At 70.7% G+C, this 24,167-nt stretch carries 22 protein-coding genes; 7 read left to right on the forward strand and 15 right to left on the reverse strand.

All coding sequences use genetic code 11. From position 1 onward, the window contains the following. Positions 1 to 15: 15 nt before the first annotated feature. From benC to benA, 3 genes are read right to left on the reverse strand one after another with little or no spacing between them, the layout of a single operon-like run. Positions 16 to 2,571 carry a benzoate 1,2-dioxygenase electron transfer component BenC gene (gene benC, locus AXK61_RS21420; protein WP_068746973.1) on the reverse strand — a complete coding sequence of 852 codons (2,556 nt, stop codon included), beginning with the start codon at positions 2,569 to 2,571 and terminating at the stop codon, positions 16 to 18. Positions 2,572 to 2,592: 21 nt separating this feature from the next. Next, positions 2,593 to 3,150, reverse strand: coding sequence for a benzoate 1,2-dioxygenase small subunit (gene benB / locus AXK61_RS21425; RefSeq protein ID WP_082778233.1), 558 nt, complete (start codon positions 3,148 to 3,150; stop codon positions 2,593 to 2,595). Continuing rightward, positions 3,147 to 4,523, reverse strand: a complete 1,377-nt coding sequence (benA, locus tag AXK61_RS21430; protein ID WP_068746974.1) for a benzoate 1,2-dioxygenase large subunit — start codon at positions 4,521 to 4,523, stop codon at positions 3,147 to 3,149. Before benA ends, benB begins: the two co-directional genes overlap by 4 nt. Positions 4,524 to 4,730: 207 nt before the next feature. On the opposite strand from benA, the gene AXK61_RS21435 reads away from it, so the two are divergent. The 5 genes from AXK61_RS21435 to AXK61_RS21455 all read left to right on the forward strand — a co-directional run bounded on the left by AXK61_RS21435 (position 4,731) and on the right by AXK61_RS21455 (position 8,762). Continuing rightward, on the forward strand, positions 4,731 to 5,636 hold the full coding sequence (locus tag AXK61_RS21435; protein ID WP_068575111.1) for a LysR family transcriptional regulator: 906 nt from the start codon (positions 4,731 to 4,733) through the stop codon (positions 5,634 to 5,636). Between the two features lie 5 nt (positions 5,637 to 5,641). Continuing rightward, positions 5,642 to 6,745 (forward strand): mandelate racemase/muconate lactonizing enzyme family protein, encoded by a 1,104-nt coding sequence (locus AXK61_RS21440; protein ID WP_068575345.1) that lies wholly within the window; start codon positions 5,642 to 5,644, stop codon positions 6,743 to 6,745. Positions 6,746 to 6,812: 67 nt separating this feature from the next. Beyond that, complete coding sequence (gene catA, locus AXK61_RS21445) at positions 6,813 to 7,673, forward strand: catechol 1,2-dioxygenase (RefSeq protein WP_068575110.1); 861 nt, start codon at positions 6,813 to 6,815, stop codon at positions 7,671 to 7,673. Continuing rightward, a complete protein-coding gene (catC, locus tag AXK61_RS21450) occupies positions 7,673 to 7,963 on the forward strand; it encodes a muconolactone Delta-isomerase (RefSeq protein ID WP_068575109.1) in 291 nt (96 codons plus the stop codon). The genes catA and catC overlap by 1 nt, the downstream gene beginning before the upstream one ends. Next, the gene (locus tag AXK61_RS21455; protein ID WP_068746975.1) at positions 7,956 to 8,762 is read left to right on the forward strand and encodes an alpha/beta fold hydrolase; all 807 of its coding nucleotides are present in this window, start codon (positions 7,956 to 7,958) and stop codon (positions 8,760 to 8,762) included. The genes catC and AXK61_RS21455 overlap by 8 nt, the downstream gene beginning before the upstream one ends. A gap of 6 nt (positions 8,763 to 8,768) precedes the next feature. Here the strand turns inward: AXK61_RS21455 and dapC are convergent, their stop codons facing one another. Together dapC and fdxA are read right to left on the reverse strand one after the other, a co-directional pair. Continuing rightward, the gene (gene dapC / locus AXK61_RS21460; protein WP_068746976.1) at positions 8,769 to 9,869 is read right to left on the reverse strand and encodes a succinyldiaminopimelate transaminase; all 1,101 of its coding nucleotides are present in this window, start codon (positions 9,867 to 9,869) and stop codon (positions 8,769 to 8,771) included. Positions 9,870 to 9,882: 13 nt separating this feature from the next. Beyond that, positions 9,883 to 10,209, reverse strand: a complete 327-nt coding sequence (fdxA, locus tag AXK61_RS21465; protein WP_068575106.1) for a ferredoxin — start codon at positions 10,207 to 10,209, stop codon at positions 9,883 to 9,885. A 108-nt stretch (positions 10,210 to 10,317) separates the two neighbouring features. Between fdxA and AXK61_RS21470 the strand changes: the two genes are divergently transcribed. Then, complete coding sequence (locus AXK61_RS21470; RefSeq protein WP_068746977.1) at positions 10,318 to 11,532, forward strand: NupC/NupG family nucleoside CNT transporter; 1,215 nt, start codon at positions 10,318 to 10,320, stop codon at positions 11,530 to 11,532. A gap of 185 nt (positions 11,533 to 11,717) precedes the next feature. Here AXK61_RS21470 and AXK61_RS25795 read toward each other — a convergent pair whose 3' ends face one another. From AXK61_RS25795 to typA, 7 genes are all read right to left on the reverse strand, one after another. Further along, positions 11,718 to 11,993, reverse strand: coding sequence for a Uma2 family endonuclease (locus AXK61_RS25795; protein WP_082789493.1), 276 nt, complete (start codon positions 11,991 to 11,993; stop codon positions 11,718 to 11,720). A gap of 17 nt (positions 11,994 to 12,010) precedes the next feature. Further along, positions 12,011 to 12,775: a hypothetical protein gene (locus AXK61_RS25800; protein WP_068746978.1), complete on the reverse strand. Its 765-nt coding sequence runs from the start codon at positions 12,773 to 12,775 to the stop codon at positions 12,011 to 12,013. After that, on the reverse strand, positions 12,772 to 15,363 hold the full coding sequence (locus AXK61_RS21480; protein ID WP_068746979.1) for a bifunctional FO biosynthesis protein CofGH: 2,592 nt from the start codon (positions 15,361 to 15,363) through the stop codon (positions 12,772 to 12,774). Before AXK61_RS21480 ends, AXK61_RS25800 begins: the two co-directional genes overlap by 4 nt. Beyond that, the gene (locus AXK61_RS21485) at positions 15,360 to 15,710 is read right to left on the reverse strand and encodes a hypothetical protein (RefSeq protein WP_068575102.1); all 351 of its coding nucleotides are present in this window, start codon (positions 15,708 to 15,710) and stop codon (positions 15,360 to 15,362) included. The genes AXK61_RS21480 and AXK61_RS21485 overlap by 4 nt, the downstream gene beginning before the upstream one ends. Next, positions 15,710 to 16,627 carry an N-acetyl-1-D-myo-inositol-2-amino-2-deoxy-alpha-D-glucopyranoside deacetylase gene (mshB, locus tag AXK61_RS21490; protein WP_156485784.1) on the reverse strand — a complete coding sequence of 306 codons (918 nt, stop codon included), beginning with the start codon at positions 16,625 to 16,627 and terminating at the stop codon, positions 15,710 to 15,712. The genes AXK61_RS21485 and mshB overlap by 1 nt, the downstream gene beginning before the upstream one ends. Further along, on the reverse strand, positions 16,624 to 18,477 hold the full coding sequence (locus tag AXK61_RS21495) for an ABC transporter family substrate-binding protein (protein ID WP_068575100.1): 1,854 nt from the start codon (positions 18,475 to 18,477) through the stop codon (positions 16,624 to 16,626). The genes mshB and AXK61_RS21495 overlap by 4 nt, the downstream gene beginning before the upstream one ends. A 102-nt stretch (positions 18,478 to 18,579) precedes the next feature. Then, positions 18,580 to 20,487, reverse strand: coding sequence for a translational GTPase TypA (typA, locus tag AXK61_RS21500; protein ID WP_068575099.1), 1,908 nt, complete (start codon positions 20,485 to 20,487; stop codon positions 18,580 to 18,582). A 196-nt stretch (positions 20,488 to 20,683) separates the two neighbouring features. Between typA and AXK61_RS21505 the strand changes: the two genes are divergently transcribed. Beyond that, positions 20,684 to 20,881 carry a hypothetical protein gene (locus AXK61_RS21505; protein WP_068575098.1) on the forward strand — a complete coding sequence of 66 codons (198 nt, stop codon included), beginning with the start codon at positions 20,684 to 20,686 and terminating at the stop codon, positions 20,879 to 20,881. On the opposite strand, the gene AXK61_RS21510 is transcribed toward AXK61_RS21505, so the two are convergent. The 3 genes from AXK61_RS21510 to mgrA all read right to left on the reverse strand — a co-directional run bounded on the left by AXK61_RS21510 (position 20,882) and on the right by mgrA (position 24,151). Next, positions 20,882 to 22,297: an NAD(P)/FAD-dependent oxidoreductase gene (locus AXK61_RS21510; RefSeq protein WP_068575097.1), complete on the reverse strand. Its 1,416-nt coding sequence runs from the start codon at positions 22,295 to 22,297 to the stop codon at positions 20,882 to 20,884. It abuts the gene before it with no gap. Between the two features lie 112 nt (positions 22,298 to 22,409). Then, complete coding sequence (locus AXK61_RS21515) at positions 22,410 to 23,078, reverse strand: TetR/AcrR family transcriptional regulator (protein ID WP_175400101.1); 669 nt, start codon at positions 23,076 to 23,078, stop codon at positions 22,410 to 22,412. Continuing rightward, positions 23,075 to 24,151: an L-glyceraldehyde 3-phosphate reductase gene (gene mgrA, locus AXK61_RS21520; protein WP_068747182.1), complete on the reverse strand. Its 1,077-nt coding sequence runs from the start codon at positions 24,149 to 24,151 to the stop codon at positions 23,075 to 23,077. Before mgrA ends, AXK61_RS21515 begins: the two co-directional genes overlap by 4 nt. Between the last annotated feature and the right edge of the window lie 16 nt (positions 24,152 to 24,167).

Here is a 24,167-nt window from a genome sequence, read left to right on the forward strand (position 1 = left end):
CCGCGAGGCGGCGGTTCAGCCGAGATCCCCGCCGCCGACGGGGAGCACCGAGCCGGTGAGGTAGCCGGCCTCGTCGCTGGCGAGGAAGCAGATCACGGCGGCCTGCTCGTCGAGCGTCCCGTACCGGTGCATCAGGCTCGACTCCAGCGTCTGGTCGATGTGCGCCTGGAACCAGGCCCGCTCGGCATCGGTCTCGGGGACGTCGCCGCCCCGCGGGATGCGCCGCGGCGGCGCCTCCGTGCCGCCGGGCGCGGACGCCACCACGCGGATCCCGCTGTCGGCGTACTCCATCGCGAGTGAGGCGGTGAGGGCGTTGACGCCGCCCTTCGCCGCCGAGTAGGGCACGCGGTGCACGCCTCGGGTCGCGACGGACGAGACGTTGACGATGACGCCGTGCCCGCGGCGCTGCATCGACGGCAGCACGGCGCGGCAGGAGAACAGCGTGGTCAGCAACGAGCGGGTGACCTCCGCGCCGATCTGGGCCTCGGTGAACTCGGTGAAGGGCTTGAACCACATCGCCCCGCCCACGTTGTTGACCAGCACGTCGATCCGGCCGAAGCGCTCGAGCGCCTGCGCGGCGACGTCCTGTGCGCCGGTGAGCGATTCGAGGTCGGCCACGGCGGCGAGCGCCTCCGCCCCGTGCCGCGTGAGCTCGTCCGCGAGCTCCCTGACCAGGTCGGAGCGGTCGACGAGCAGCACCGCACCGCCCTCCGCGTGCACCCGGCGGGCGACGCGCTCGCCGATCCCCTGCGCGGCCCCCGTCACCACGACGACCTTCCCGGCGAACCGGCCGGGATGCACGAACGCCGGCGTGCGGGCCACCTCCTGCTCGTGCATCGCTCGGCGGGTGGTCTCCATGGACCGCTCGGCATGGTCGGCGACCAGGGTCCGCGCCGTCTCCCTGTCGCCGGCGGCGATCGCCTCGACGATGTCGAGGTGGTCCTGCGCGCACCGCGGGTGGATCCACGTCGCGCTGCGCAGGGTCGCGTCCATGTGGTTGCGGACGCCGAGGCGCTGGTACGCGGCGAGGAGGTGCTCGTTGCCGGTGAGGGTGAACAGGTAGTCGTGGAAGGCGGCGTTGGCCTCGGTGTAGCCGGCGGAGTCGGTGAGCCGGTCGCCGTCGAGGTAGGGCACCGTCGCCTCCGCGAGCAGACGGTAACCGGCGAGCTGGGGCGAGCTCAGCCGCCCCAGGATCAGTTCCAGCGCGCCCAGCTCCAACGCCTTGCGGGCCTCGAACACGGCGTCCGACTTACGGATGTCGGGGTGCTCCTCGCCGATCTCGTAGCCGTCCGCGACATCGCGCTCGGGCGGCGCCGTGACCGGCTGCAGGTCGCGTGCGGCCAGCAGCGGTTGTCCGGCGAGACCGCGAGCGTCCGGGTTCTCCACGAGGGAGCCCCCGGCGTCGACGAGCAGGCCGTCGAAGGACAGCACGCCCGAGGTCGGTGCCGAGACGACGACCTCCTCGCGGACCGGCGCGGCGGGCGGGGGTGCGGGGGCAGGCACTTCGGCGGCGGGAGCCTCCGCGACGGGTGCGGGTGCCGCGGCGACGGCGGGCAGGAACTTCTCGTAGTAGAACCCCGTCGGCGTGATGCCGAGGCGGTCCAGTTCCGCGCGGAAACCCTCGATCATGGGCGGCGGACCGCACAGGTACACGGCGACATCACCGCCGTGCAGGTGCGCGGTACGGAGGATGTCGGTCACGTGCCCGCGATGCGCGGCGGTGCTGTCGGCGGCGGAGACGCAGTGCTCGAAATCGAAGGCGGACAGGTCCTCCCGGAGCTGGGCCAGCACGTCGAGCTGCGTGACATCCCGGTCCTGCGAGACACCGTAGAGCAGTTGGACGGTGCGCCCCGGGTCGCGGGTGCGCATGGACCGCAGCATCGACAGCATCGGGGCGAGCCCCGTGCCGCCGGCGACCAACAGAGCCGGGCGATCGGCCTCGCGGAGGAAGAACGAGCCGAGCGGCCCCCGGAAGGTCACCCGGTCGCCGACGGCCGCCCGGCCGGTGAGCCAGTCCGACATCGCGCCGCCGCCGGGGATGAGCTTGACCAGGAACTCCAGTCCCTCGTCGTCGGGGTGCGAGGCGAAGGAGTAGGACCGCTCGGCGTCGGGCGCACCGTCGACCCCCGATCCGGGGACGGCGATGTTGACGTACTGCCCGGGTAGAAAGGCCAGGCGGTCCCGCTCGTCGGCGCGCAGCCGCAGCCCGACGGTGCTCGGGGTGAGGCGATCCAGGCCGGTCACCGTCGCGGCGAACTCGCCCACCTGCGTCTTCGCCACCGCCGAGGTGCTGGCGATCTGCAGCACCAGGTCCGAGGTCGGCGACATGGAGCACGGCAGGCAGTAGCCCTGCTCCGCCTCGGCGGCGGTGAGCGCGTCCTCGACATAGGTCCCGCCGTCGTAGCTCCCGGATTCGCAGCGGGCCTTGCACGTTCCGCAGGCCCCGTCGCGGCAGTCGAGCGGGATGTTGATCCGCTGTCGGTACGAGGCGTCCGCCACCGTCTGGCCCGGGTCGACCGAGATGAACCGGGTCACCCCGTCCTCGAAGGCCAGTGCCACCTGATGCGCCATGATGAGATCCCTTCCGCCCGTTCAGACGTGGTAGATGTCGACGACGTGGTGGATGTAATCGTTCTTGAGCACCACCGTCTTCCGGCGGAACAGCGGTTGCTCCCCCGAGAAGTCGAGCGTCGCCAGGGTGGTGCCGTAGTACGGGTCGACGGTGTCGTACCGGAAGTACATGGTGTGCCAGTTGAACCGGACGTCCACCAGGTCGCCGCGGCGCTCGATCACCTCGACGTTGGTGATGTTGTGGCTGGTGCGCGGCTCCGGCAGCGAGGTGGCGGAGGAGCGCTCGGTGCGGATCCGGAAGACGCGGTCCGTGAGGCCGCCCTTGTCCGGGTAGTACACCAGCGAGATCTCGGTCTGCGGGTCCTCTGTGAGCCTGTCGTCGTCCGCCCAGGCGGGCATCCAGAACTCGCAGTCGTCGGCGTAACAGTCGAGCCACTTCTCGAACTCGCGGTCGTCGAGGTGGCGCGCCTCGCGGTACAGGAACTGCTCGATGACGTGCTGGTCGACGGCGCGCGATCCGGTCACGGCGGCGGAGGTCGACGGGGCGGTCGGGACGGTCGGGACGGTCGGGGCGCTCATCGCACGATCCCCTTCGCGGCGTCGGCGGCGAGGCCGGTCTGGAGGGCTTCCTGCCAGTACTTGTGCTGCACGGGATACAGGCCCTCGTCCTCGTTCTTCACGCCCGAGGAGACGACCCCGGTCATGCCGAGCACGTTCGCCACCTCGTCCGGTCCGGTGAGCCAGTGCTCCGCGCCGCGGCTCATGTCGTTCCACTGGGACGCGGTCGCGAGGAAGGTCTTCTGGCAGCTGCGGAACTCCTCGAGGTCGTCCGGCGTCGCCATGCCCGAGGCGTTGAAGAAGTCCTCGTACTGGCGGATCCGCCAGGAGCGGTTCTCCTTCGACTCCCCCTTCGGGGCGATGCAGTAGATGGTGACCTCGGTCTTGTCCACGCTGATGGGGCGGAAGTGCCGGATCTGCGTGGAGAACTGGTCCATCAGGTACACGTTCGGATACAGGCACAGGTTGCGGGAGCCGCGGACCATGAAGTCGCCCTTGGCCTCCCCGAACTGCTTCTTGAGGGAGTCCATCCGGTCCCAGAGCGGGCGGTCCTGCGGGTTGCCGGCCCAGGTCCACAGGCACAGATGCCCGTTCGGGTACGACCAGTAGCCGCCGCCCGATTTGCCCCACTGCCCGGCGTCCAGGGTCTTGGTGGTGTTGCCCGAGTCGCCCGTGTTGCGGCGGCTGGTGGTGGCCGCGTAGTTCCAGTGGGTCGCGGTCACGTGGTAGCCGTCGGCGCCGTTCTCCGCCTGCACCTTCCAGTTGCCGTCATAGGTGTAGGTGGACGCGCCGCGGAGCACCTCGAGCCCGTCGGGCGACTGATCCACCAGCATGTCGATGATCGTCGTGGTGTCGCCGAGGTGATCCTCCAACGAGAGCACGTCCGGGTTCAGCGAGCCGAACAGGAAGCCTCGGTAGTTCCCGAACTTCGCCACCTTCGTCAGATCGTGGCTGCCCTCCTGGTCGAACTGGGCGGGGTAGCCGGCACCGTCGGGGTCCTTGACTTTGAGCAGCCTGCCGTCGTTGCGGAAGGTCCAGCCGTGGAACGGGCAGGTCAGGGTCTTGCGGTTGTCGGTCTTCTTGCGGCACAGCATGGCGCCGCGATGCGCGCAGGCGTTGATGAGGAGGTTCAGCTCGCCGTCGGCGCCGCGCGTGATCACCACGGGCTGCCGGCCGATGTACGTGGTGTAGTAGTCGCCCGGCTCGGGCACCTGACTCTCGTGCGCGAGGTACACCCAGTTGCCCTCGAAGATGTATTTCATCTCCAGTTCGAAGGTCTCCTCGTCGGTGAAGATGTTGCGGTTCACCCGGTAGACGCCGTCCGCGGGGCGCTCGTCGATCGCGCGGTCGAGCACGTCCGCGGACGGGGTGGGCGAGGGGTCGGTGACGGTCATCGGGGACCTCCGGTCGGCTGGCTGGCTGTGATCCCCATCACCGTCGCGCGCGGCACGCCTTCCGCGCGCCGGGCATATCGCTAGCAACCCACCAGGGTGTCTTTCTCGCATCCTGGGCACTAATCAGGTTGAAATAGGTCCTGGTCTTTCCCAATCGATCCCCTTACCGTGAGATGCAGATCACATCGACATCGGCAGGAGGACATCATGGAGCTGCGGCACCTCCGCCAGTTCCTCGCCGTCGCGCAGACCGAGCACTTCGGCCGCGCCGCGGACGGGCTGCACATCGCCGGACCGGCCCTGTCGCGCACCGTCCGGCAGCTCGAGGACTCCGTCGGCACCCCGCTCTTCGCACGCACCACCCGGCAGGTGGAGCTCACCGAAGCCGGCCGGGTCTTCGCCGGCGAGGTCCGGCGCATCCTCGCCGAGCTCGACGGCGCCGTCGGCCGCGCCCGCCTGATCGGGCAGGGCGCGAGCGGCGTCCTGCGCGTCGGCGTCACCGGCTCCGCCTCGTACGGCGTACTCCCCCGGGTGGTGCGCCGCGTGAAGGCGGCACTCCCGGACGTCGAGCTCACCATCGACACCGAGATGCTCACGCCGCTGCAGGCCGCCGCCCTCACCGACGGCCGGCTCGACCTGGCGCTCCTGCGCACCCCCGTCGCCGTCGAGGGCATCGCGCACCGCGTCCTCTTCGCGGAGCCGCTGATCCTCGCCCTCCCCCAGGGGCACCGCTTCGACGGCGACCCCGAGGTCACCGTCGCCGACCTCCAGGACGAGGCCTTCGTGACCTACCCGGCCGACACCGGTTCCGTCGTCGACGGTGCCGTGGTCCGGACCTGCGCCGCCGCGGGCTTCACCCCGCGCCGCGCGCACCAGGTGTCGCAGACCTCCACCCTGCTCGCGCTCGTCGCGGCGGGGCTCGGGATCGCCCTGGTCCCCCGCACCGCAAGCTCCATCCAGCTCCCGGGCGTGCACTTCGTCGACCTGCCCGCCACAGAGAGCGTCGAGCTCGCCCTCGCGTGGCGCGCCGCCGACGACTCGCCTCTGCTCGCCCGCGTCCTCGAGGCACTGGGCGGGACCGACCTCACCGACGATCGGGAGACCGCGGCATGACCGACCTGCGCATCACCGCCATCGAGGCGATCCCGTACCGGATCCCCTACGTCAAACCGCTGAAATTCGCCTCCGGCGAGGTCAGCCACGCCGATCACGTGCTGGTCCGAGTACGCACCGCGGGCGGCCTCGTCGGCCACGCCGACGCCCCGCCGCGGCCCTTCACCTACGGCGAGACCCAGGCCGGGATCGTCGCCGTGATCGACGGGATCTTCGCCCCGCACCTCGTCGGGCTCGACGCGGACCGGCGCTCGGTCCTGCACGTCCGGATGCACCGCACCGTCGGCAATCCCGCGGCGAAGGCGGCCGTGGACATGGCGGTGTGGGACGTGCTCGCGCAGGCGTGGGGCACGTCCGTCAGTCGCGCCCTCGGCGGCTTCACCGACCGGATGCGGGTGTGCCACATGCTCGGCTTCGACGCCCCCGCCGCGATGGCACAGGAGGCCTCCGCCATCCGGGACCGCTACGGCATCACCACGTTCAAGGTGAAGGTCGGGCGCCGCCCCGTCGACCTCGACGTCGACGTGGTCCGCGCCCTACGGAACACCTTGGGCGACAAGGCCGAGCTGTACATCGACGGCAACCGCGGCTGGACGCCGTCGGAGTCGCTGCGCGCCCTCGACATGCTCGCCGACGCGGGCCTCACCCTCGCCGAGGAACTCTGCCCCGCCGACGACGTGCTCGGCCGGCGGCGGCTGGTGGCGAACTGCCGCATCCCGTTCGTCGGCGACGAATCCGTCACCACCCCCGCGGAGGTCACCCGCGAGTTGCTCGGCGGCGGCGCCACCGCCGTCTCCATCAAGACCGCCCGCACGGGATTCACCGGCTCGCAGGAGATCCTGCACCTCGCCACCGGCCTCGGCGTGGAGGTCGTGATGGGCAACCAGATCGACGGCCAGCTCGGCACCGCCTGCACCGTTGCGTTCGGCGCCGCCCACGCCGCCACCAGCGCCCGGGCCGGCGAGCTGTCCAACTTCCTGGACATGGCCGACGACCTGCTCACCGAGCCGCTGCGCATCGTCGACGGCGAGCTGGCCGTCCCGGCCGGACCGGGCATCGGGGTCACCGTCGACCCCGACAAGCTCGCGCACTACCGGCTCGACGGATGACCCCGTCCACGCCCCGCACCACCCCGATCAGCCGAACCGCAGTATCAGCCCACCCGAGGAGAACATCATGACCACCACCGAATTCGATGCCAAGGCCGCCGATTCCGGAGCCGGAGCCACCGCCGCGTTCATGAACAAGCAGGGCGGCGCGGCCGGCACCCCGCCGGAGCGCGTCTCGCAGCTCGCGACCGAGGTGCTCACCGCCGTGCACGACGTGATCCGGCGCCACAAGGTGACCTACCCCGAGTACGACGCCCTCAAGTCGTGGATGATCGGGGTCGGCCAGGACGGGGAATGGCCACTGTTCCTGGACGTGTGGATCGAGCACGTCGTCGAGGACGTCAACAATGCACACCACAAGGGCAACAAGGGGACCATCGAGGGCCCGTACTACGTGCCCGACGCGCCCGTGGTCAGCGAGAACGGCAAGGGCACTCTGCCGCAGCGCGACGACGAGGCGGGCACGCCGCTGCTGTTCACGGGCCAGGTCCGCGATCTCGACGGTGCGCCCCTGCCCGGCGCCGCGGTCGAGATCTGGCACGCCGACGCGCACGGCTTCTACTCGCAGTACGCTCCGGGGCTCCCGGAGTGGAACCTGCGCGGCACCGTCATCGCCGACGACGAGGGCCGGTTCGAGATCAACACCGTCCGGCCGGCGCCGTACATGATCCCGACCGACGGCTCCTGCGGCAAGCTCATCTCCGCGGCCGGCTGGCACGCCTGGCGTCCCGCCCACCTGCACCTCAAAGTGTCCGCCCCCGGGAAGGACCTGCTGACCGCTCAGCTCTACTTCCCCGGCGATGCGCACAACGACGACGACATCGCCTCGGCCGTCAAGCCCGAGCTGGTGCTCGATCCGCAGCCCGCCGCGGACGGCAACGGCGAGACCGTGGTCTACGACTTCGTGCTCGACCCGGAGACCCGCTGATGGCGCTGTACGCGGTGCGCATGGACGTCGCCATCCCCGACGACGTGGACCCGGCAGTCCGCGCCGAGACCATCGCGACCGAGAAGGCCTACAGCCAGGCGCTGCAACGCGGCGGCGAGTGGGTGCACATCTGGCGCATCGTGGGCCAGTACTCCAACATCTCCGTCTTCGACGTCGCCGACAACGAGCGGCTGCACGAGATCCTCTGGGGCCTTCCGCTGTTCAAGTGGATGACCGTGGACGTCACTCCTCTCGCCGGCCACCCGTCGGACGTCGCGTTCGGTGGCTGAGCGGATCCTCGGGACGCGGCACGGACCCGTCGGCGTCACGACGGCGGGCGACGGCCCGACGGTGCTGCTGCTGCACGGCTTCCTGCTCTCCCGGGACATGTGGGCGCCCCAGCTCGCGACGCTCGCGGGCGCCGGATTCCGGGGCGTCGCGGTCGACCTCCTCGGGTTCGGTGACAGCGCGCCCGCACGGGCCGGCGGCGAGATCCCGCTGCATCACCACGCCGAGTCCGCCCTCGACGTGCTCGACGCGCTCGACGTCGACCGGTTCGCGGCCCTCGGGTACTCGATGGGCGGGCAAGTGGCGCTGGAGATCGCCGACCGCGCCGGCCCGCGGCTCTCGCACCTCCTGCTCAGCGACACCTTCGCCGGCCTCGACACCCCTGACGTCCGCGTCGGACGGCTCGCGCTCGCCGACCGGCTGGAGGCCGAGGGCACCGTCGCCTACGGGGAGGAGTTCCTGCCGGCCGTCCTCGGGCCGACGACGGTCGCGACGCGGCCCGCGGTGTGCGACGCCGCGCGCGCCATGATCGCCGCGGCGCCGCCCTCCGGTGCCGCCGCCGCCCTGCGCGGGCGGGCCGGGCGGCGTGATCTCACCGCGGTCGCCGGTGCGTTCGAGGGGGCCGCGTGCGTCGTGGTGGGTGCGGAGGACGTCTTCGACGGCGGCGTCCTGGGCGCGGGGCTCGCCGCCGCACTCGGCACCGTCGACCTGCACGTGCTCCCGAGCACGGGACACAGTCCGTCGCTGGAGACGCCCGACCTCTTCGACGCGCTCCTGCTCGCCCTCCTCCGGGACGGCTGAGCCCCGTCAGGCCAGGCGCTCGGCGGCGGCGGCGATCCGCTCGTCGGTCGCGGTCATCGCGATGCGGACGTGCTGCGCGCCCTGCGGGCCGTAGAACTCACCGGGCGCGGCCAGAATGCCGCGCTCGGCGAGCCAGTCGACGGTGTCGCGGCACGGCTCGCCGCGGGTCGACCACAGGTACAGGCCGGCCTCGGAGTGGTCCACGGTGAATCCCGCGCCGCGGACCGCGTCCAGCAGCACCGCTCGGCGGGCGGCGTAGCGGGCGCGCTGCTCCGCCTCGTGCTCGTCGACCGACAGCGCGTAGGTCATCGCGGCCTGCACCGGGAAAGGCAGGATCGCGCCCGCGTGCTTGCGCACGGCCGCGAGGTCGGCGACGAGCGCCGGGTCGCCCGCGAGGAATCCCGCGCGGTACGAGGCCAGGTTCGAGGTCTTCGACAGCGAGTGGATCGCGATGAGCCCGGTGAGGTCGCCGTCGGACACCCGCGGATCGAGGATCGAGACCGGCTCGGCCTCCCAGGCCAGGCCCAGGTAGCACTCGTCGGAGGCGACGATCGCGCCGCGCTCGCGCGCCCACTGCACCACCTTGCGCAGGTGGTCGACACCCAGGACCTTGCCGGTCGGGTTCGACGGCGAGTTCACGAACACCAGCGCGGGCCGCTCCGGGCCGAGCTGGGCGGTACCGTCGGCCCGCACCGGCCGCGCCCCGGCCAGCAGGGCACCCACCTCGTAGGTGGGGTAGGCGACCTCCGGGATGACGACCACGTCGCCCGCGCCGAGCGCCAGCTGCGTCGGCAGCTGCGCGATCGCCTCCTTGGTCCCGATCACGGGCAGGATCGCGTTCTCCGGCAGGTCGACGGTCCCGTACCTGCGGCTCAGCGCCGCCGCGGCAGCCTCCCGCAGCCCGACGGTGCCGATCGTGGCCGGGTAGCCGGGGAACGCGGAACCTTCGTACAGGGCCCGGCGGATCGGCTCGGCGACCGGGTCGACGGGCGTGCCCACCGACAGGTCGACGATGCCCCCCGGATGCGCCGCGGCCTTGGCCTTCGCGTCCGCGAGGGTGTCCCACGGGAAGTCCGGCAGCCGCGAGGCGAGCGACGGACGACTCATGCGCTCAGTCCCGTCAGTGCTCGGTGTTCATGGGCGGAAGCGCCTTGATGAAGGGGTGGTCGTAATCGATCTTCCCCTGCTTGGCGGCGCCGCCGGGCGAACCGATCTCGTTGAAGAAATCGATGTTCGCGCTCACGTACTCGGCCCACTCGTCCGGCACGTCGTCCTCGTAGAAGATCGCCTCGACCGGGCACACCGGCTCACAGGCACCGCAGTCCACGCACTCGTCGGGCTGGATGTACAGCATCCGGTTGCCCTCGTAGATACAGTCGACGGGGCACTCCTCGATACATGCCTTGTCGAGCACATCCACACAGGGCTCTGCGATGGTGTACGTCACCTGTCATCTCCTTCGCACCGACTGCTTCCACTGCACAGTATTCCGGTCGGCGGGAACGTGTCACAAAGAAGTGTCGCCTAACTTGCCGGGGTGTGATTTCATTCACTCGTGCACGTAATCGTCGGTGTGTTCGGATTGCTCGTCTTCCTGTTCCTCGCGTACCTGCCCACGCGGAACACAGCCCTTCTGAAGAAGAAGGTGCCCTACATCCTGGGCATGCTCGCCATCCAGTTCGTGCTGGGGCTGATCATGCTGAAGACGCCCGTCGGCAAGTCCGTGATCGACTGGCTCTCACGGGGCTTCAAGAACCTGCTCGGGTACGCGCACGAGGGCACCTCGTTCGTCTTCGGCGGCCTGGTCGACTTCAAGGCGAACCCCGACGGCGCCGGCCCGTTCTTCATGAACGTGCTGCTGCCGATCATCGTGATCTCCTCGCTCATCGGCATCCTGCAGTTCATCAAGCTGCTGCCGCTGATCATCAAGTACCTCGGCCTCGCGCTGTCGAAGATCACGGGCATGCCGAAGCTGGAGTCCTTCAACTCGGTGAGCTCCGCGATCATCGGCCAGTCCGAGAACTTCATCGCGATCAAGAAGATCCTGCCGACGCTGCCGCCGAACCGGCTCTACACGCTGTCCGCCTCGGCGATGTCGACGGTGTCGATGTCGATCGTCGGCTCGTACATGGTGATGATCCAGCCGAAGTACGTCGTCGCCGCGATCGTGCTGAACCTGTTCGGCGCGTTCATCGTCGTCTCGCTCCTCAACCCCTACGAGGTCGCGCCCGAGGACGACGTCTTCGCCGCCCCCGAGCAGAAGAAGCAGTCCTTCTTCGAGATGCTCGGCGAGTACATCATGGACGGCGCGAAGGTCGCGCTCACGGTGGCCGCCATGCTGATCGGCTTCGTCGCGCTCCTGGCCCTCATCAACGGAATCTTCGACGGGATCTTCGGCATCACCTTCCAGGAGGTCCTGGGGCACGTCTTCGCGCCCCTGGCCTGGCTCACCGGCGTGCCCTGGAGCGAGGCGTCCACCGCCGGCCAGATCATGGCCACCAAGCTCGTGAGCAACGAGTTCGTGGCCATGCTGTCCTTCACCCCGCAGAACCCCGGCGGTGCCGTGGTGATGAGCGATCGCGCCACCGCGATCGTGCAGACCTTCCTGGTCTCCTTCGCCAACTTCAGCTCGATCGGCATCATCGCCGGTGCCGCGAAATCCCTGGCGCCCGAACAGGGCGACCAGATCGCCAAGTTCGGCCTCAAGCTGCTCTACGGCGCGACCCTGGTCTCGTTCATCTCCGCCACCGTCGTCGGCCTTATCTCGTAGTTTCCCGACGGTGCGCGCCGGGCCGGGTGGGCCGAGTGGGCTCCGGGGTGCGCCGGGCCGGGCGAGGGCATCGCCGCTCGCTTAGACCTCGTCCACTCGCCTGGCGGCTCGCGGACTCCGATGCGCTCGACGGCGTTGCCCTCGCCCGTCCCTCGTCAGTCGGCTCTCGCCCGTCCCTCGTCAGGTCAGTGCGGTCGGGTCCATCGTGAGATTGAACGGCGCCGTGGCCTCGAATTCACTTGTGTAGATTGAGCCTTCGTAGGACCCGTCGCGGAGGGTGAGGGCTCGATGCTCGGGCCGGCGTCGAGGTCGACGATCCAGTAGTGCGGGATGCCCGCAGTCGCGTACTCGCTCCGCTTGGTGACGCGATCGAGCAGCCGCGTGCCGGGCGCGAGGATCTCCACCACGATGATCACCTCGTCGGCAGCGACCTCATCACCTGGACGGTCCCGCACTACCACCAAGACACGCGCTGGGGTCAGTTCTCCCGGTCGGGGTCCGGCTTGTCGCCGGTCACGGCGGTCCCGGCGAACACGGCCTCCAGACCGAGGATCTTGGCACCGTCGGACGCGCGGGCCTCGACGACGCGCAGCGTCGCGAACTCGCCCAGGTAACCCGCCACCGCACCGACGACGGGCAGCTTGCTCATGGTGTCGAAGACACCGCCGGGACGCGGGCGGGATTCGAGCGCCGAGCGCGCGGACTTCACGGTGTGCAGCACGTCGCGGACCGCGCCGAACGCGGAGAAGACGCCGCCGCGCGCCTTGTCGGCGGTCTCGCGCACGGGAACGAGATCCTGGAAGCCGGGCCGGTCACCCAGCAGCGCACGGGAGTCGATCTGCCGGCGCGAGAGCACCCGCGCGACGAGGTCGATCTGCTCCGGCACCTGATCGACGCCGTGCTCCCCCGCGACGCCGACGATCACGACGGTCTGGTTCGCGAAGCCCAGGTAGGTCTGCACCGGCAGCAGGCGTGCGACGATGCCGAGCGCCCCCGGCCAGGCCACCGCCACCGTCGACACCGCGCCGACGGGGATCACCCACCACCGGGAGCGACCGTTCGCATCGCGCTTGAGATAGTCGTTGACCACCGGGATCGGCGTCAGGCCGGCGAGCGTCGAGACGAACCGCGCCCCGGCCACCGCCGGACGGGCCACCGCCACGAACACCCCGACGGTGCGCGCGAGCTCCAGGTCGGTCACTTCGCCCGTCACGGCGCCGCCGCGCGGCTCCAGCGCGTTCACGCCGCGCCCCGCTGCGCATGGGTGGTGGTGCGTTCCCGCGCCGGACGCCCGATCCCGTTCGCGATCGCGTGCAACTCCGCCACCGTCTTCTCCGATCCGTGCGCCGAGCCCGCCATCCGCGAGATCGTCTCCTCCATCAGCGTGCCACCCAGGTCGTTCGCGCCGCCCTGCAGCATCGCCTGCGTGCCCGCCGTGCCCAGCTTCACCCACGAGGTCTGGACGTGGTCGATGCGGCCGTGCAGCATGACCCGCGCCAGCGCGTGCACGGCGCGGTTGTCGCGCTTGGTGGGCCCTGGCCGCGCCGCTCCCGCCAGGTACAGCGGGGCGCTCTGATGCACGAAGGGCAGCGGCACGAACTCGGTGAAACCGCCAGTGCGGTCCTGGATGTCGCGCAGCACGTTCAGGTGCGTGACCCAGTGCGACGGGTTGTCGACGTGGCCGTACATCATCGTCGAGCTGGACCGGATGCCCACCTCGTGCGCGGTGGTGACCACATCGATCCAGGCCGAGGTGGGCAGCTTGCCCTTGGTGAGCACCCACCGCACCTCGTCGTCGAGGATCTCCGCGGCGGTGCCGGGGATCGTGTCCAGTCCCGCCTCGCGGAGCCCGATCAGCCAGTCCCGCACCGACTCCCCCGAGTGGGCTGCGCCGTTGACGATCTCCATCGGGCTGAAGGCGTGCACGTGCATCCCGGGCACGCGATCCTTGACGGCGCGCACCAGGTCTGCGTAGCCCGTGGCGGGCAGGTCCGGGTCGATGCCGCCCTGCATGCAGACCTCGGTGGCGCCCACCTGCCACGCCTCCTCGGCGCGGTCGGCCACCTCCTTCATGGACAACGTGAAGGCGTCGGCGTCGCCCTTACGCTGAGCGAAGGCGCAGAACCGGCAGCCGGTGTAACAGATGTTGGTGAAGTTGATGTTCCGGTTGACCACGTAGGTCACCACGTCGCCGACGGCGTCCTTGCGGAGCTGATCCGCCAGCGCCACCAGGGCTTCCAGTCCGGCATCATCGGCGTACGCGAGCGCGCGGTACTGATCGTCCGACAGGCCGCCCGGGTTCTTCTCAGCGGCACGCAGGGCCGAGAGCACGTCGGACTCGACCTTCTCCGGCGCCGAGAGCGACAGGACCTGCTCACGCACCGACTCCCAGTCGCCGAACGCCGAACCGAGGTCCGAACGGGTGTCGGTGTTCCGGCCGTCGATGTCGATCGCGGTGTTGAGATCGGTGCGGCCCGACGACGCCCACTCCTCGTCCGGCTCCTGCCAGGGCAGACCGACGGGGATCGCGGCCGCGTCGGCGAGGCCGGTTTCCGGGTCCGCGAGCGCGGCGACGTGGGGCGCGACCCGCGGGTCGATCCACGGATTGCCCGCACGCACGTACTTGGGCTGCGCCGTGAGCCGCTGCCGCAGTTCGAATCCCGCATCGGCGGTGATCTGCGCCAGCGCGTCGAGATTGGGCCACGGGCGCTCGGGATTGACGTGGTCGGGGGTGACCGGCGAGACACCGCCCCAGTCGTCGACGCCCGCCTCGAGCAGCAGCCGGCACTCGTCCGCGGAGACGAGATTCGGCGGCGCCTGCACGCGCATCGCGGGGCCCAGCACCATCCGGGTCACGGCGATCGCCGCGCGGTAGACCTCGAGGTCCGCATCCAGAGCCGACCGCATCGCGGTATCGGGCTTGGCGCGGAAGTTCTGGATGATGACCTCCTGCACGTGGCCGAAGGCCTTGTGCACCTTGCGGATCGCCATGATCGACTCGGCACGCTCGCGCTCGTTCTCGCCGATGCCGATGAGCAGCCCGGTTGTGAACGGCACCGACAGCCGGCCGGCGTCCGTGAGCGTGCGCAGCCGCACCGCCGGGTCCTTGTCGGGCGATCCGTAGTGCGGCTGTCCCTTCTCGGTGAACAGCCGCTCGGAGGTCGTCTCGAGCATCATCCCCATCGACGGTGCGACGGGCTTGAGCCGCGAGAGCTCCTCCCAGCTCATGACGCCGGGGTTGAGGTGCGGGAGCAGGCCCGTCTCCTCCAGCACGCGGATCGCCATGGCGCGCACGTAGTCCAGGGTCGAGTCGTAGCCGCGTTCGTCGAGCCAGGTCCGCGCCGCCTCCCAGCGGTCCTCCGGCCGGTCGCCCAGGGTGAACAGGGCCTCGTGGCAGCCGAGCTCGGCACCGCGGCGCGCCACCTCGAGGATCTCGTCGGGCTCCATGTAGGCGCCGTGGCCCTCAGCGGCCAGCTTGCCCGGCACCGTCACGAAGGTGCAGTAGTGGCACTTGTCGCGGCACAGCCGCGTGATCGGGATGAAGACCTTCTTGCTGTAGGTGACCTGGGGCGTACCGTCGGCCCCCGTCAGCCCGGCCTCGAGCAGACCCGCATCGCGCACCCGCGCGGCGGAGCGGCAGAGGTCGTCCAGGTCGTCGCCGCGGGCGGCGAGGAGGACCTGGGCCTCGTCGACGTTGAGCACGGCGCCGTCGCGTGCCCGGCGCAGGGCGCGGCGCATCGCCGACGCCGTCGGCACGTACGGCTCCGCCGCTCGTTTCGGCACCGAGGGCACCGGGAGGAGAGCGGGGGTCTGCTCAGAAGCGTCCGTCACTCTTTCGATGATGCCAGGTATCCCGCAGCGACCGGCATCCCGATTCCACAAACCACGACGAGCAGCAGCCGCCAGTCGTAGAAGACGGTGCTGTTCCCGGGCCCACCCAGCAGGAACGCGACGATCACCACCAGGAATGCGATCACGGGAAGCGCAGCGTGGAAGGACTCTCCCCCGAGTCGGCGCGCCGCGACCGAGATCAGCGACAGGAACGCACCGAACACCACCGCCGACAGGGGCAGCGGCACGGACCCCGCGTAGGCGTACAGGTACATCGTGGCCCCCACGGCGCAGACGGCGCCGCCGAGCACCGCCACGCCGAGCAGCGCGCGGTCCAGCGGTGCCATCAGGCGATCCCCGCGAACAGGTCGCGCTCGACACCGTCCGGCCCCGGCGCCGCGACGCCGCGGGCGAGCACGAAGGCCTCCTCGCGGAACACGGGCTGCGCGATCCGGTTGGTGAGGGCGAACGCGGCCCCCGTCGGGTCCACCGCCAGTTGCGTCTCGTGCGCCCGGAGCGCGGCCGCCTTACGATCCGCGACGGCGGACACGTCGATCCGGGCGGTGACCGCGGCGTCGTCGTGGGCGGGCAACTCATCAGCGGCGGCCACGCGCCAGTCCGCGGGTAGCTCCGCGCCGCGCAGAGCATCGAGCCCGGCGTCCAGGTCGCCGCGCGCCGTCACGGTCCAGTACAGCTTCGCGACCCGCCACGGTTCGCCCGGCAGCGACGGGGCCGCCGCCGCCTCGATCGCCGCGTGCGTCACGGCGTGCGCGGCGATGTGGTCGGGGTGGCCGTAGCCGCCGAACTCGTCATAGGTCACCACGACCTGCGGACGCCGGTCCCGGAGGATCCGCACGAGCGCCGCCACCGGCCCACCGTCGGGCCGCCCGGACGCGACGGCGGTCGCGAAGGCGCGCGGGTGCTCCGCCGCCGGGGTCCCCGCCATGCCGGAGTCGCGCCAGCGCCCCATGCCGCCCAGGAACAGCGGCCGCAGCACGGGCTCCGCCGGGTCGCTGAGCGCCGCGAGCGCCGCGGTCAGCTCACCGATCCGGTACCCGCCCAGCTGGTCGGCGTTGTCGGACGTCAGCTCCGCGAACCGGGGCTCCATGACCTCGCCCTCGTCGCCCAACGTGCAGGTCACCACCGTGACCTCGGTTCCTTGCGCCAGGTAGCGGGCGATCGTGCCGCCGGTGGTGATGGTCTCGTCGTCGGGATGCGCATGCACCAGCAGCAGCCGGCGCGGTACCGCGTCGGGTGCCGTCACTTCCGGGCCCACCCTTCGACGCCGCTGAACACGCCGTCCTGCGGCGGCCCCTCGAGGGTGACCCCCTGCACCGTCGGGCCCACGGCCGAGAGCGTGACGTCCTGCAGGATCGGCAGGACCGTGGCCCGGGACCACAGGTCGGCGTCGATCGCGCCGAGGTCGACGGTGCCGCCGCGCAGGCCCACCTGCGCCTCGCCCTGCAGCTCGGCGTCGCACAGGCCGGCCAGGTTGCCGCCGACAGTGGTCGCGGCGGGGTCGTTCTCCGGATTCGGCGCGGCGGGAGTCGTGGTACCGGTCCGCCCGGAATCCTCCGAGGGCGGCGCGGGGCACGCGACCCGGGCCGCGAACCGCTCGACGGGCGTCGGGCCGGTCCCCGACCAGCCGACGACCGCGTCGACGGCCCCGTCGAGCAGTGCCGTCCCGGCCACCACCTGCGGGTCGAGCGCGACGACGGACGCGAAGACGCCCATCGCGCGCAACTGATCGGTGGCATTGCTGGCCACCGCGAACGCGGGGACATTGCCCTGCGGCACGCCGATCCGCAGGAACATCGGCACCCCGTCGCGCACGTACTGCTGCACGCTCTCCCCCGGCGACGGGGACGGCGGCACCGGCAACGCCGACGGATCCGTGCTCGTGGACGGCGCCGTGGTGTTCGCGGGCGGGGGCGGCGTGGGCGGCACGCTCTGGCTCGGCGGGATGGGCGCGGTCTGCAGCGAATAGCCCGCCGCCGCGAGCGCCGTCTCCAGCTTGGCCTTGGCCTCGGCCGCCGGGGGCCGGGTCGGCATCGTCGGCGCGTATCCCGGGTCCGACGGTGCCAGCACCTGCGCGCGGGCGGGCCGGACCGTGTCGCCACCGGAGCCGACCGTGGTGAGCAGGTCGACGTTGACCGCATCGAGCAGGGCGCGCCGCACCGCGACATCGGTGAGGAACTTCGAGCGGGTGTTCAGTGTCAGGGACAGCACGCGCGGGTCGACCTGTTCGACCGCGCGGACCTGGTAGATCGAGGTCAGCTGGGCCAGCAGCGACGGTCCGCCGTGGACCGAGACGACCTGGACGTCGCCGGTGCGCACCGAGTTGGCGAGCTGCGTGTCGCTGCCGCCCTTGCGCAGCACGATGCGGTCCACCAGGGCGGGCTTCATCCAGTAGCGGTCGTTCCGCTCGAGGGTCACCTCGTCCCGCGCGACGTCGACCTTCTTGACCAGATAGCCCGCGCCGGACGCCGGGATCTTCTCGCGCATCGCGCCGTTGAAGCCGCCTGGTGAGCCCTTGATGAGGTGGCTGGGGAGGAGGTTCTGGAACAGCGTGCGCCACCCCGGCAGGGGCGCCTTGAGCGTGACGATCACCCGCTTGCCGCCGGCGCCGGACGCCACCGATTCGATCTGCCGGTAGGGCGCCGAGCCGACGGTGTCCGGGGCGGTGATCATCGACTGCCACAGGTAGACGAAGTCCTCGGCCGCGATCGGCGCACCGTCGGACCACTGGGCGTCCTGCCGGATGGTGTAGGCGATCTGGAGCGGCGCCGGGTGCTCGATGGTCGGGATGAGATCGGTGTTCTGCGCCAGCACGACCCGCCCGTCCGGGGCCTTGGCCTCGCGGAACACGCTGGGCAGCGTCATCGCCGCGAGCGCCCGCGCCGCGGCGGACGAGTTCGACGCCAGATGCGGGTTGAACCCGGCCCCCAGACCGTCGATCGCGACCTGCACGGTGGCGCCGGTCGTGGTGGGCACCTGCGGCGGCGCGGAGGTCTCCGAACCGGGGACCGCCGGCGGCGGGTCCGCGACGCACGCGGTGAGGGTCGCCGCCAGGACGGCCGACGACACCGCCAGCCCCAGGGACCTCCGCCGCACCGCGCCTCCTACCGCTCGCTGTCGTTCCCGCCCGACCGGTCACCGTCGGGCCGTGTCACCGCCACCCGCCCCGGATCCGCTCCGGGGCGTCGGCCCTCGGGCCTAGCCCGCGGACTGGTCCCGCGACTTGGCGCGCGACCGCTCGCGGGCGCGCTCGGTGGCGTTCAGGTGCACCTTACGCACCCGGACGACCTCGGGCGTGACCTCGACGCATTCGTCGCCGGCGCAGAACTCCATCGCCGCCTCGAGCTCGAGCTTGATGGGCTTGGCGAGGGTCTCCATCACGTCGGCGGAGGACTGACGCATGTTGGTCAGCTTCTTCTCCTTGGTGACGTTGATGTCGAGGTCCTCGGCGCGCGGGTTGATGCCCACGACCATGCCCTCGTAGGTCTCGGCGCCGGGCTCGACGAAGAAGGTGCCGCGGTCGGCCAGCTGGATCATGGCGAACGGGGTCACGCTGCCCTGGCGGTCCGAGACGAGCGAGCCGGTGTGGCGGGCGCGGATCTCGCCGGCCCACGGCGCGTACTCGTGGAAGACGGCGTTGGCGATGCCGGTACCGCGGGTCTCGGTGAGGAAGTCCGTGCGGAAGCCGATGAGGCCGCGCGAGGGCACGACGAACTCCATGCGGACCCAGCCGGTGCCCTGGTTGGCCATGGTCTCCATGCGGCCGCGACGGTTCGCGAGCAGCTGGGTGACCGAGCCGAGGTACTCCTCGGGCACGTCGACGGTGAGGTGCTCGTAGGGCTCGTGGACCTTGCCGTCGATCTTCTGCGTGACCACCTGCGGCTTGCCGACGGTCAGCTCGAAGCCCTCGCGCCGCATCTGCTCGACGAGGATCGCCAGCGCCAGCTCGCCACGGCCCTGCACCTCCCACGCGTCGGGCCGGCCGATGTCGAGGACCTTGAGCGAGACGTTGCCGATGAGCTCGGAGTCGAGGCGCGACTTGACCATGCGGGCGGTCAGCTTGTGGCCGGAGACCTTGCCGACCAGCGGCGACGTGTTGGTGCCGATGGTGACCGAGATGGCCGGCTGGTCGACGGTGATGCGCGGCAGCGCGACGGGGTTGTCGAGGTCGGCGAGGGTGTCGCCGATCATGATCTCGGGGAAGCCCGCGACGGCCACGATGTCGCCGGCGACGGCCTCCTCGGCGGGCTTGCGCTCGACGCCATCGGTGGCCAGCAGCTCGGTGACCTTGGCGGTCGTGACGACGGGCTCGCCGTCGACCTCGCGCATCCAGGCGACGTTCTGGCCCTTGCGCAGGGTGCCGTTGTGGATGCGGACCAGGGCGAGGCGACCGAGGAAGGCCGACGCGTCGAGGTTGGTCACGTGGGCCTGCAGCGGCGCGGCGGCATCGCCCTTGGGGGCGGGGATGTGGTCGTGCAGGATCTCGAACAGCTCGTCGAGGTTCTCCGCGTCCGGCACCTCGCCGTTGGCGGGCGCGGTGGTCGACGCCTTGCCCTCGCGGCCCGAGGCGTAGATCACGGGGAGCCCGAGCGCCAGCTCGGCAGCCTCGGCCGCCTCGTCGGACAGATCGGACGCGAGGTCGAGCAGCAGGTCCTGCGCCTCGGTGACGACCTCCTCAATGCGGGCGTCCGGACGGTCGGTCTTGTTGACCACCAGGATCACGGGCAGCGAGGCGGCGAGCGCCTTGCGCAGCACGAAGCGGGTCTGGGGCAGCGGGCCCTCGGAGGCGTCCACGAGCAGGACGACGCCGTCGACCATCGACAGGCCGCGCTCGACCTCGCCGCCGAAGTCGGCGTGGCCGGGGGTGTCGATCACGTTGATGACGGTGGTGGTGCCGTCGGCGTTCACACGGTGCACGGCCGTGTTCTTCGCCAGGATCGTGATGCCCTTCTCCTTCTCGAGGTCGCCCGAGTCCATCACGCGGTCGACGAGCTCGGCGCGCTCACCGAAGGCGCCGGACTGCCGCAGCATGGCATCGACGAGGGTGGTCTTCCCGTGGTCGACGTGCGCGACGATGGCGACGTTGCGGAAGCTGGGCTGGCTCACAAGGGTTCTCCTGCGGTTGGCGTCCGCGCACACGGGCGGCTCCGTCGTGACGGAACGCGTCTCGCGGACACGAAAAAGGGACGTGCGGACACGCCTGGTCGATACCAGTTTAGGGGGAACAGGCTGTCCGGCCCGAATCGTGCGCGGTCGGTGTGACGATTGACAACTCCTCATTAGGTTGCGCTAACCTATTGAGGTGAGTAAGACCAAGGCGCACGAACTCGTGGGCAGCAAGCCCAAGAAGAAGTGCTGCCGCAAGAAGACGCGGTGCATGAAGTGCCCCGTGGTCATCCACAAGCTCAACCGCCTGGCCGCGGACGGCGCCTCCAAGAAGGACCTCAAGAAGTCCCTGAAGACCGTGCGCGACAACCCGAATCGCACCCGCGCGGCATAGCTACGCCGAATCCTCGGCGCGCTCGGCCCGCTCCGCCTCCTCGACGGCGGCCAGCTCTCCCTGCTTCGCCTGGAGCTGGTGCATGGCCAACCGCGCGTAGACCATCTGGCTGGTGATCGCCATCTGGCCGCGGCTGTGGCTGGAGAAGGTGATGAGCCAGGTGAGGAGCGTGCTGAACCGGTTCTTGAAGCCGACGAGGTACACCAGGTGCAGCGCGAGCCACATCAGCCAGGCGATGAACCCGCCGAACTCGATCCTCCCGACCTTGACCACGGCGTCGAACCGCGACACCGTGGCCATGCTGCCCTTGTCGAAGTACTTGAAAGGCTTCCGGTTCGCGGGGTCGTCGCGGCCCTCGAGTGACTCCTTGATGAGCTTCGTCACGTACTTGGCGCCCTGGATCGCGCCCTGCGCCATGCCCGGGACGCCCTTGACGAACATCAGGTCGCCGATGACGAAGGCGTACGGGTGCCCCTTGACCGTCAGGTCGGGCTCGACGACGACACGGCCCGCGCGATCGACCTCGACACCGTCCACCTGATCCGCGATCAACTTCCCCAGCGGGTTGCCCTGCACGCCCGCCGACCACACCTTGCACGCGCTCTCGATCCTCCGCTCGGTGCCGTCCTTCTCCTTGACGGTCAGCCCCTGGTAGTCGACCTCCGAGACCATGGCGTTCAGCTGCACCTCCACCCCGAGCTCCTCGAGGCTGGCCTGCACCTTCTTCCCGAGCTTCGGCCCCATCGGCGGAAGCACGGCGGGCGCCGCATCGAGCAGGATCACCCGGCAGTCCGACGGATTGATCGTGCGGAACGCGCCCACGAGGGTGCGCTGCGCCAGCTCGGCGATCTGCCCCGCGAGCTCGACGCCCGTCGGTCCGGCACCGACGACCACGAAGGTCAGTCGCCGACGGCGCTCGGCCTCGTCCGTCGACACCTCCGCGGCCTCGAACGCGCCCAGGATGCGACCGCGCAGCTCGAGTGCGTCGTCGATGGTCTTCATGCCGGGCGCGAACATCGCGAAATGATCGTTCCCGAAGTAGGACTGCTGCGCGCCCGCCGCCACGATCACGCTGTCGAACGGAGTGACCGTCTCCATCGTCATCAGCTTCGAGGTCACGGTCTTCGCCGCGAGGTTCACATCCTCGACCTCGCCCAGCACCACCCGGACGTTGTCCTGGTCACGCAGGACGAGGCGCGTGCTCGGCGCGATCTCGCCCTCGGACAGGATGCCGGTGGCCACCTGGTACAGGAGAGGCTGGAACAGATGGCTCGTGGTCTTCGCGATCAGGGTGACGTCGACGTCGACGTTCTTGAGCGATTGGGCGGCCGTCAGGCCTCCGAATCCGGATCCGACGATGACGACGTGCTGTCGTCGGCGGTTTCCGGACTGCGCGGGCCACGGTGCAACGGTCATGGTTCCTCCGGATGGTGGGCGGGCGCCTCAAGTAAAGCCCGCCTCCGTCCCGTTCGCACCGAGAAGGGCGTTTTCGAGCGCAGGTGCGCAGCCCAGCCGGCGAGGACCGCCGTCAATTCCTGTCCGACGGTGCGCCCACCAGCAGGTCCGTCAGGACGGACGTCAGGACGTTCACCAGTTCGGCGGGGTCGGAATGGTCGTCGGAGTGCTGCCACCAGGCCATGAGGAACTCGTTGACCGACGGGATGAACGCGGCGTACGCCCACGGCGCGGCCGCGTGCACGCCGGCCTCCTCGGCTGCGGCCCGCACCATCGCGGCCCACCCCGCGCGATTGTCCATCCGGAACCGCTCGAGCTCCGCGCTCACACTCACCACCTCGACGAACGCGACCCGCAGGCCGCGGGGATCGGCGAGCACCGCGTCGATGTACGCGGCCAGACCGCGGGACACCAGGTCCCGCACGGCCTCGGGGCCGGCGCCGGAGGCACCGTCGACCAACGCAGCCGCGACGGCTGCGCGTCCCCGCGCCTGCACGCCGTCGTACAGGTGTCGCAGCAGCGCCTCCCGATCGCCGAACTGCTCGTAGAAGTGCCGGCGCGAGACCCTGGCGAGCTCGCAGATCGCGGCCACCGTCGTCTGCTGATAGCCCGCGGTCGCGAAGAGCTCCAGCCCCGCGTCCTCCAGGCGCGCGAGCCGCTCGGCGTGCCGCGTCCGCGCGTCGGCACCCGCGTACACCCGCCCGACGGTGCCCGTTCCCGAGCCCGATGCCGCCCCGGTCACGGTGTCGATTCGGTGGCGCCCCACCAGATGTTCACGCCACCGTCCACGGCGAACTCGTCGATCGCGGCGAGCTCCGCATCGGAGAAGTCGAGGTTCGCCACCGCACCGACGCTGTCCTCGAGCTGCGCCACACTGGACGCACCGATGAGCGCGGAGGTCACGGCCGGCGCGCGCAGCACCCACGCGATCGCCATCTGCGCCAGCGTCTGCCCACGCGCGGCCGCGAGCTCGGCGAGGCCGCGCACCCGCGCGAGGTTCTCCTCCGACAGCATCCCACCGGAGAGGCTCTTTCCGGCGGCTGCGCGCGAGTCCTCCGGCACGCCACCGAGGTAGCGATTCGTGAGGAGGCCCTGCGCGAGCGGGGAGAAGGCGATCACGCCCATCCCCTCGGCGGCGGTGGTCTCGAGCAGCGACCGGCTCGCAGTGCCCTGCGGCGTCTCCTCGCCGCGCTCGACCCAGCGATTGAGCATCGAGTAGGACGGCTGGTGGATGAGCAGCGGTGTGCCGAGGTCGCGCATGATCTCCTGCGCGCGGGCGGTGAGCGACGCGCCGTACGACGAGATGCCCACGTACAGCGCCCTTCCCGAGGTCACGGCGTGGTGCAGTGCGCCCATGGTCTCCTCGAGCGGCGTCTCGGGATCCGGCCGGTGACTGTAGAAGACGTCCACGTAGTCGAGCCCCATGCGCTGCAGCGACTGGTCCAGCGAGGCGAGTAGGTACTTGCGCGATCCGCCGAAGCCGTACGGTCCCGGCCACATGTCCCAGCCCGCCTTCGACGAGATGATCAGCTCGTCGCGGTAGGGGCGGAAGTCCTCGGCGAGCAGGGTGCCGAAGTTCCGCTCGGCGCTGCCGGGCGGCGGCCCGTAGTTGTTCGCCAGGTCGAAGTGGTTCACGCCGAGGTCGAACGCCCGGCGCAGGATGTCGCGCTGGGTCTGCAGCGGCTTGTCGTCGCCGAAGTTGTGCCACAGGCCGAGCGAGACCGCCGGGAGCTTGAGCCCGGACTCCCCCACGCGACGGTACGGAACGCCCTCGTAACGGCGGTCGGCGGCGACGTACGGATCGAATGCACCCATGACCACCATCATGCCC

The sequence above is a fragment of the Tsukamurella pseudospumae genome (assembly GCF_001575205.1).
GTDB classification, from domain to species: Bacteria; Actinomycetota; Actinomycetes; order Mycobacteriales; family Mycobacteriaceae; genus Tsukamurella; species Tsukamurella pseudospumae.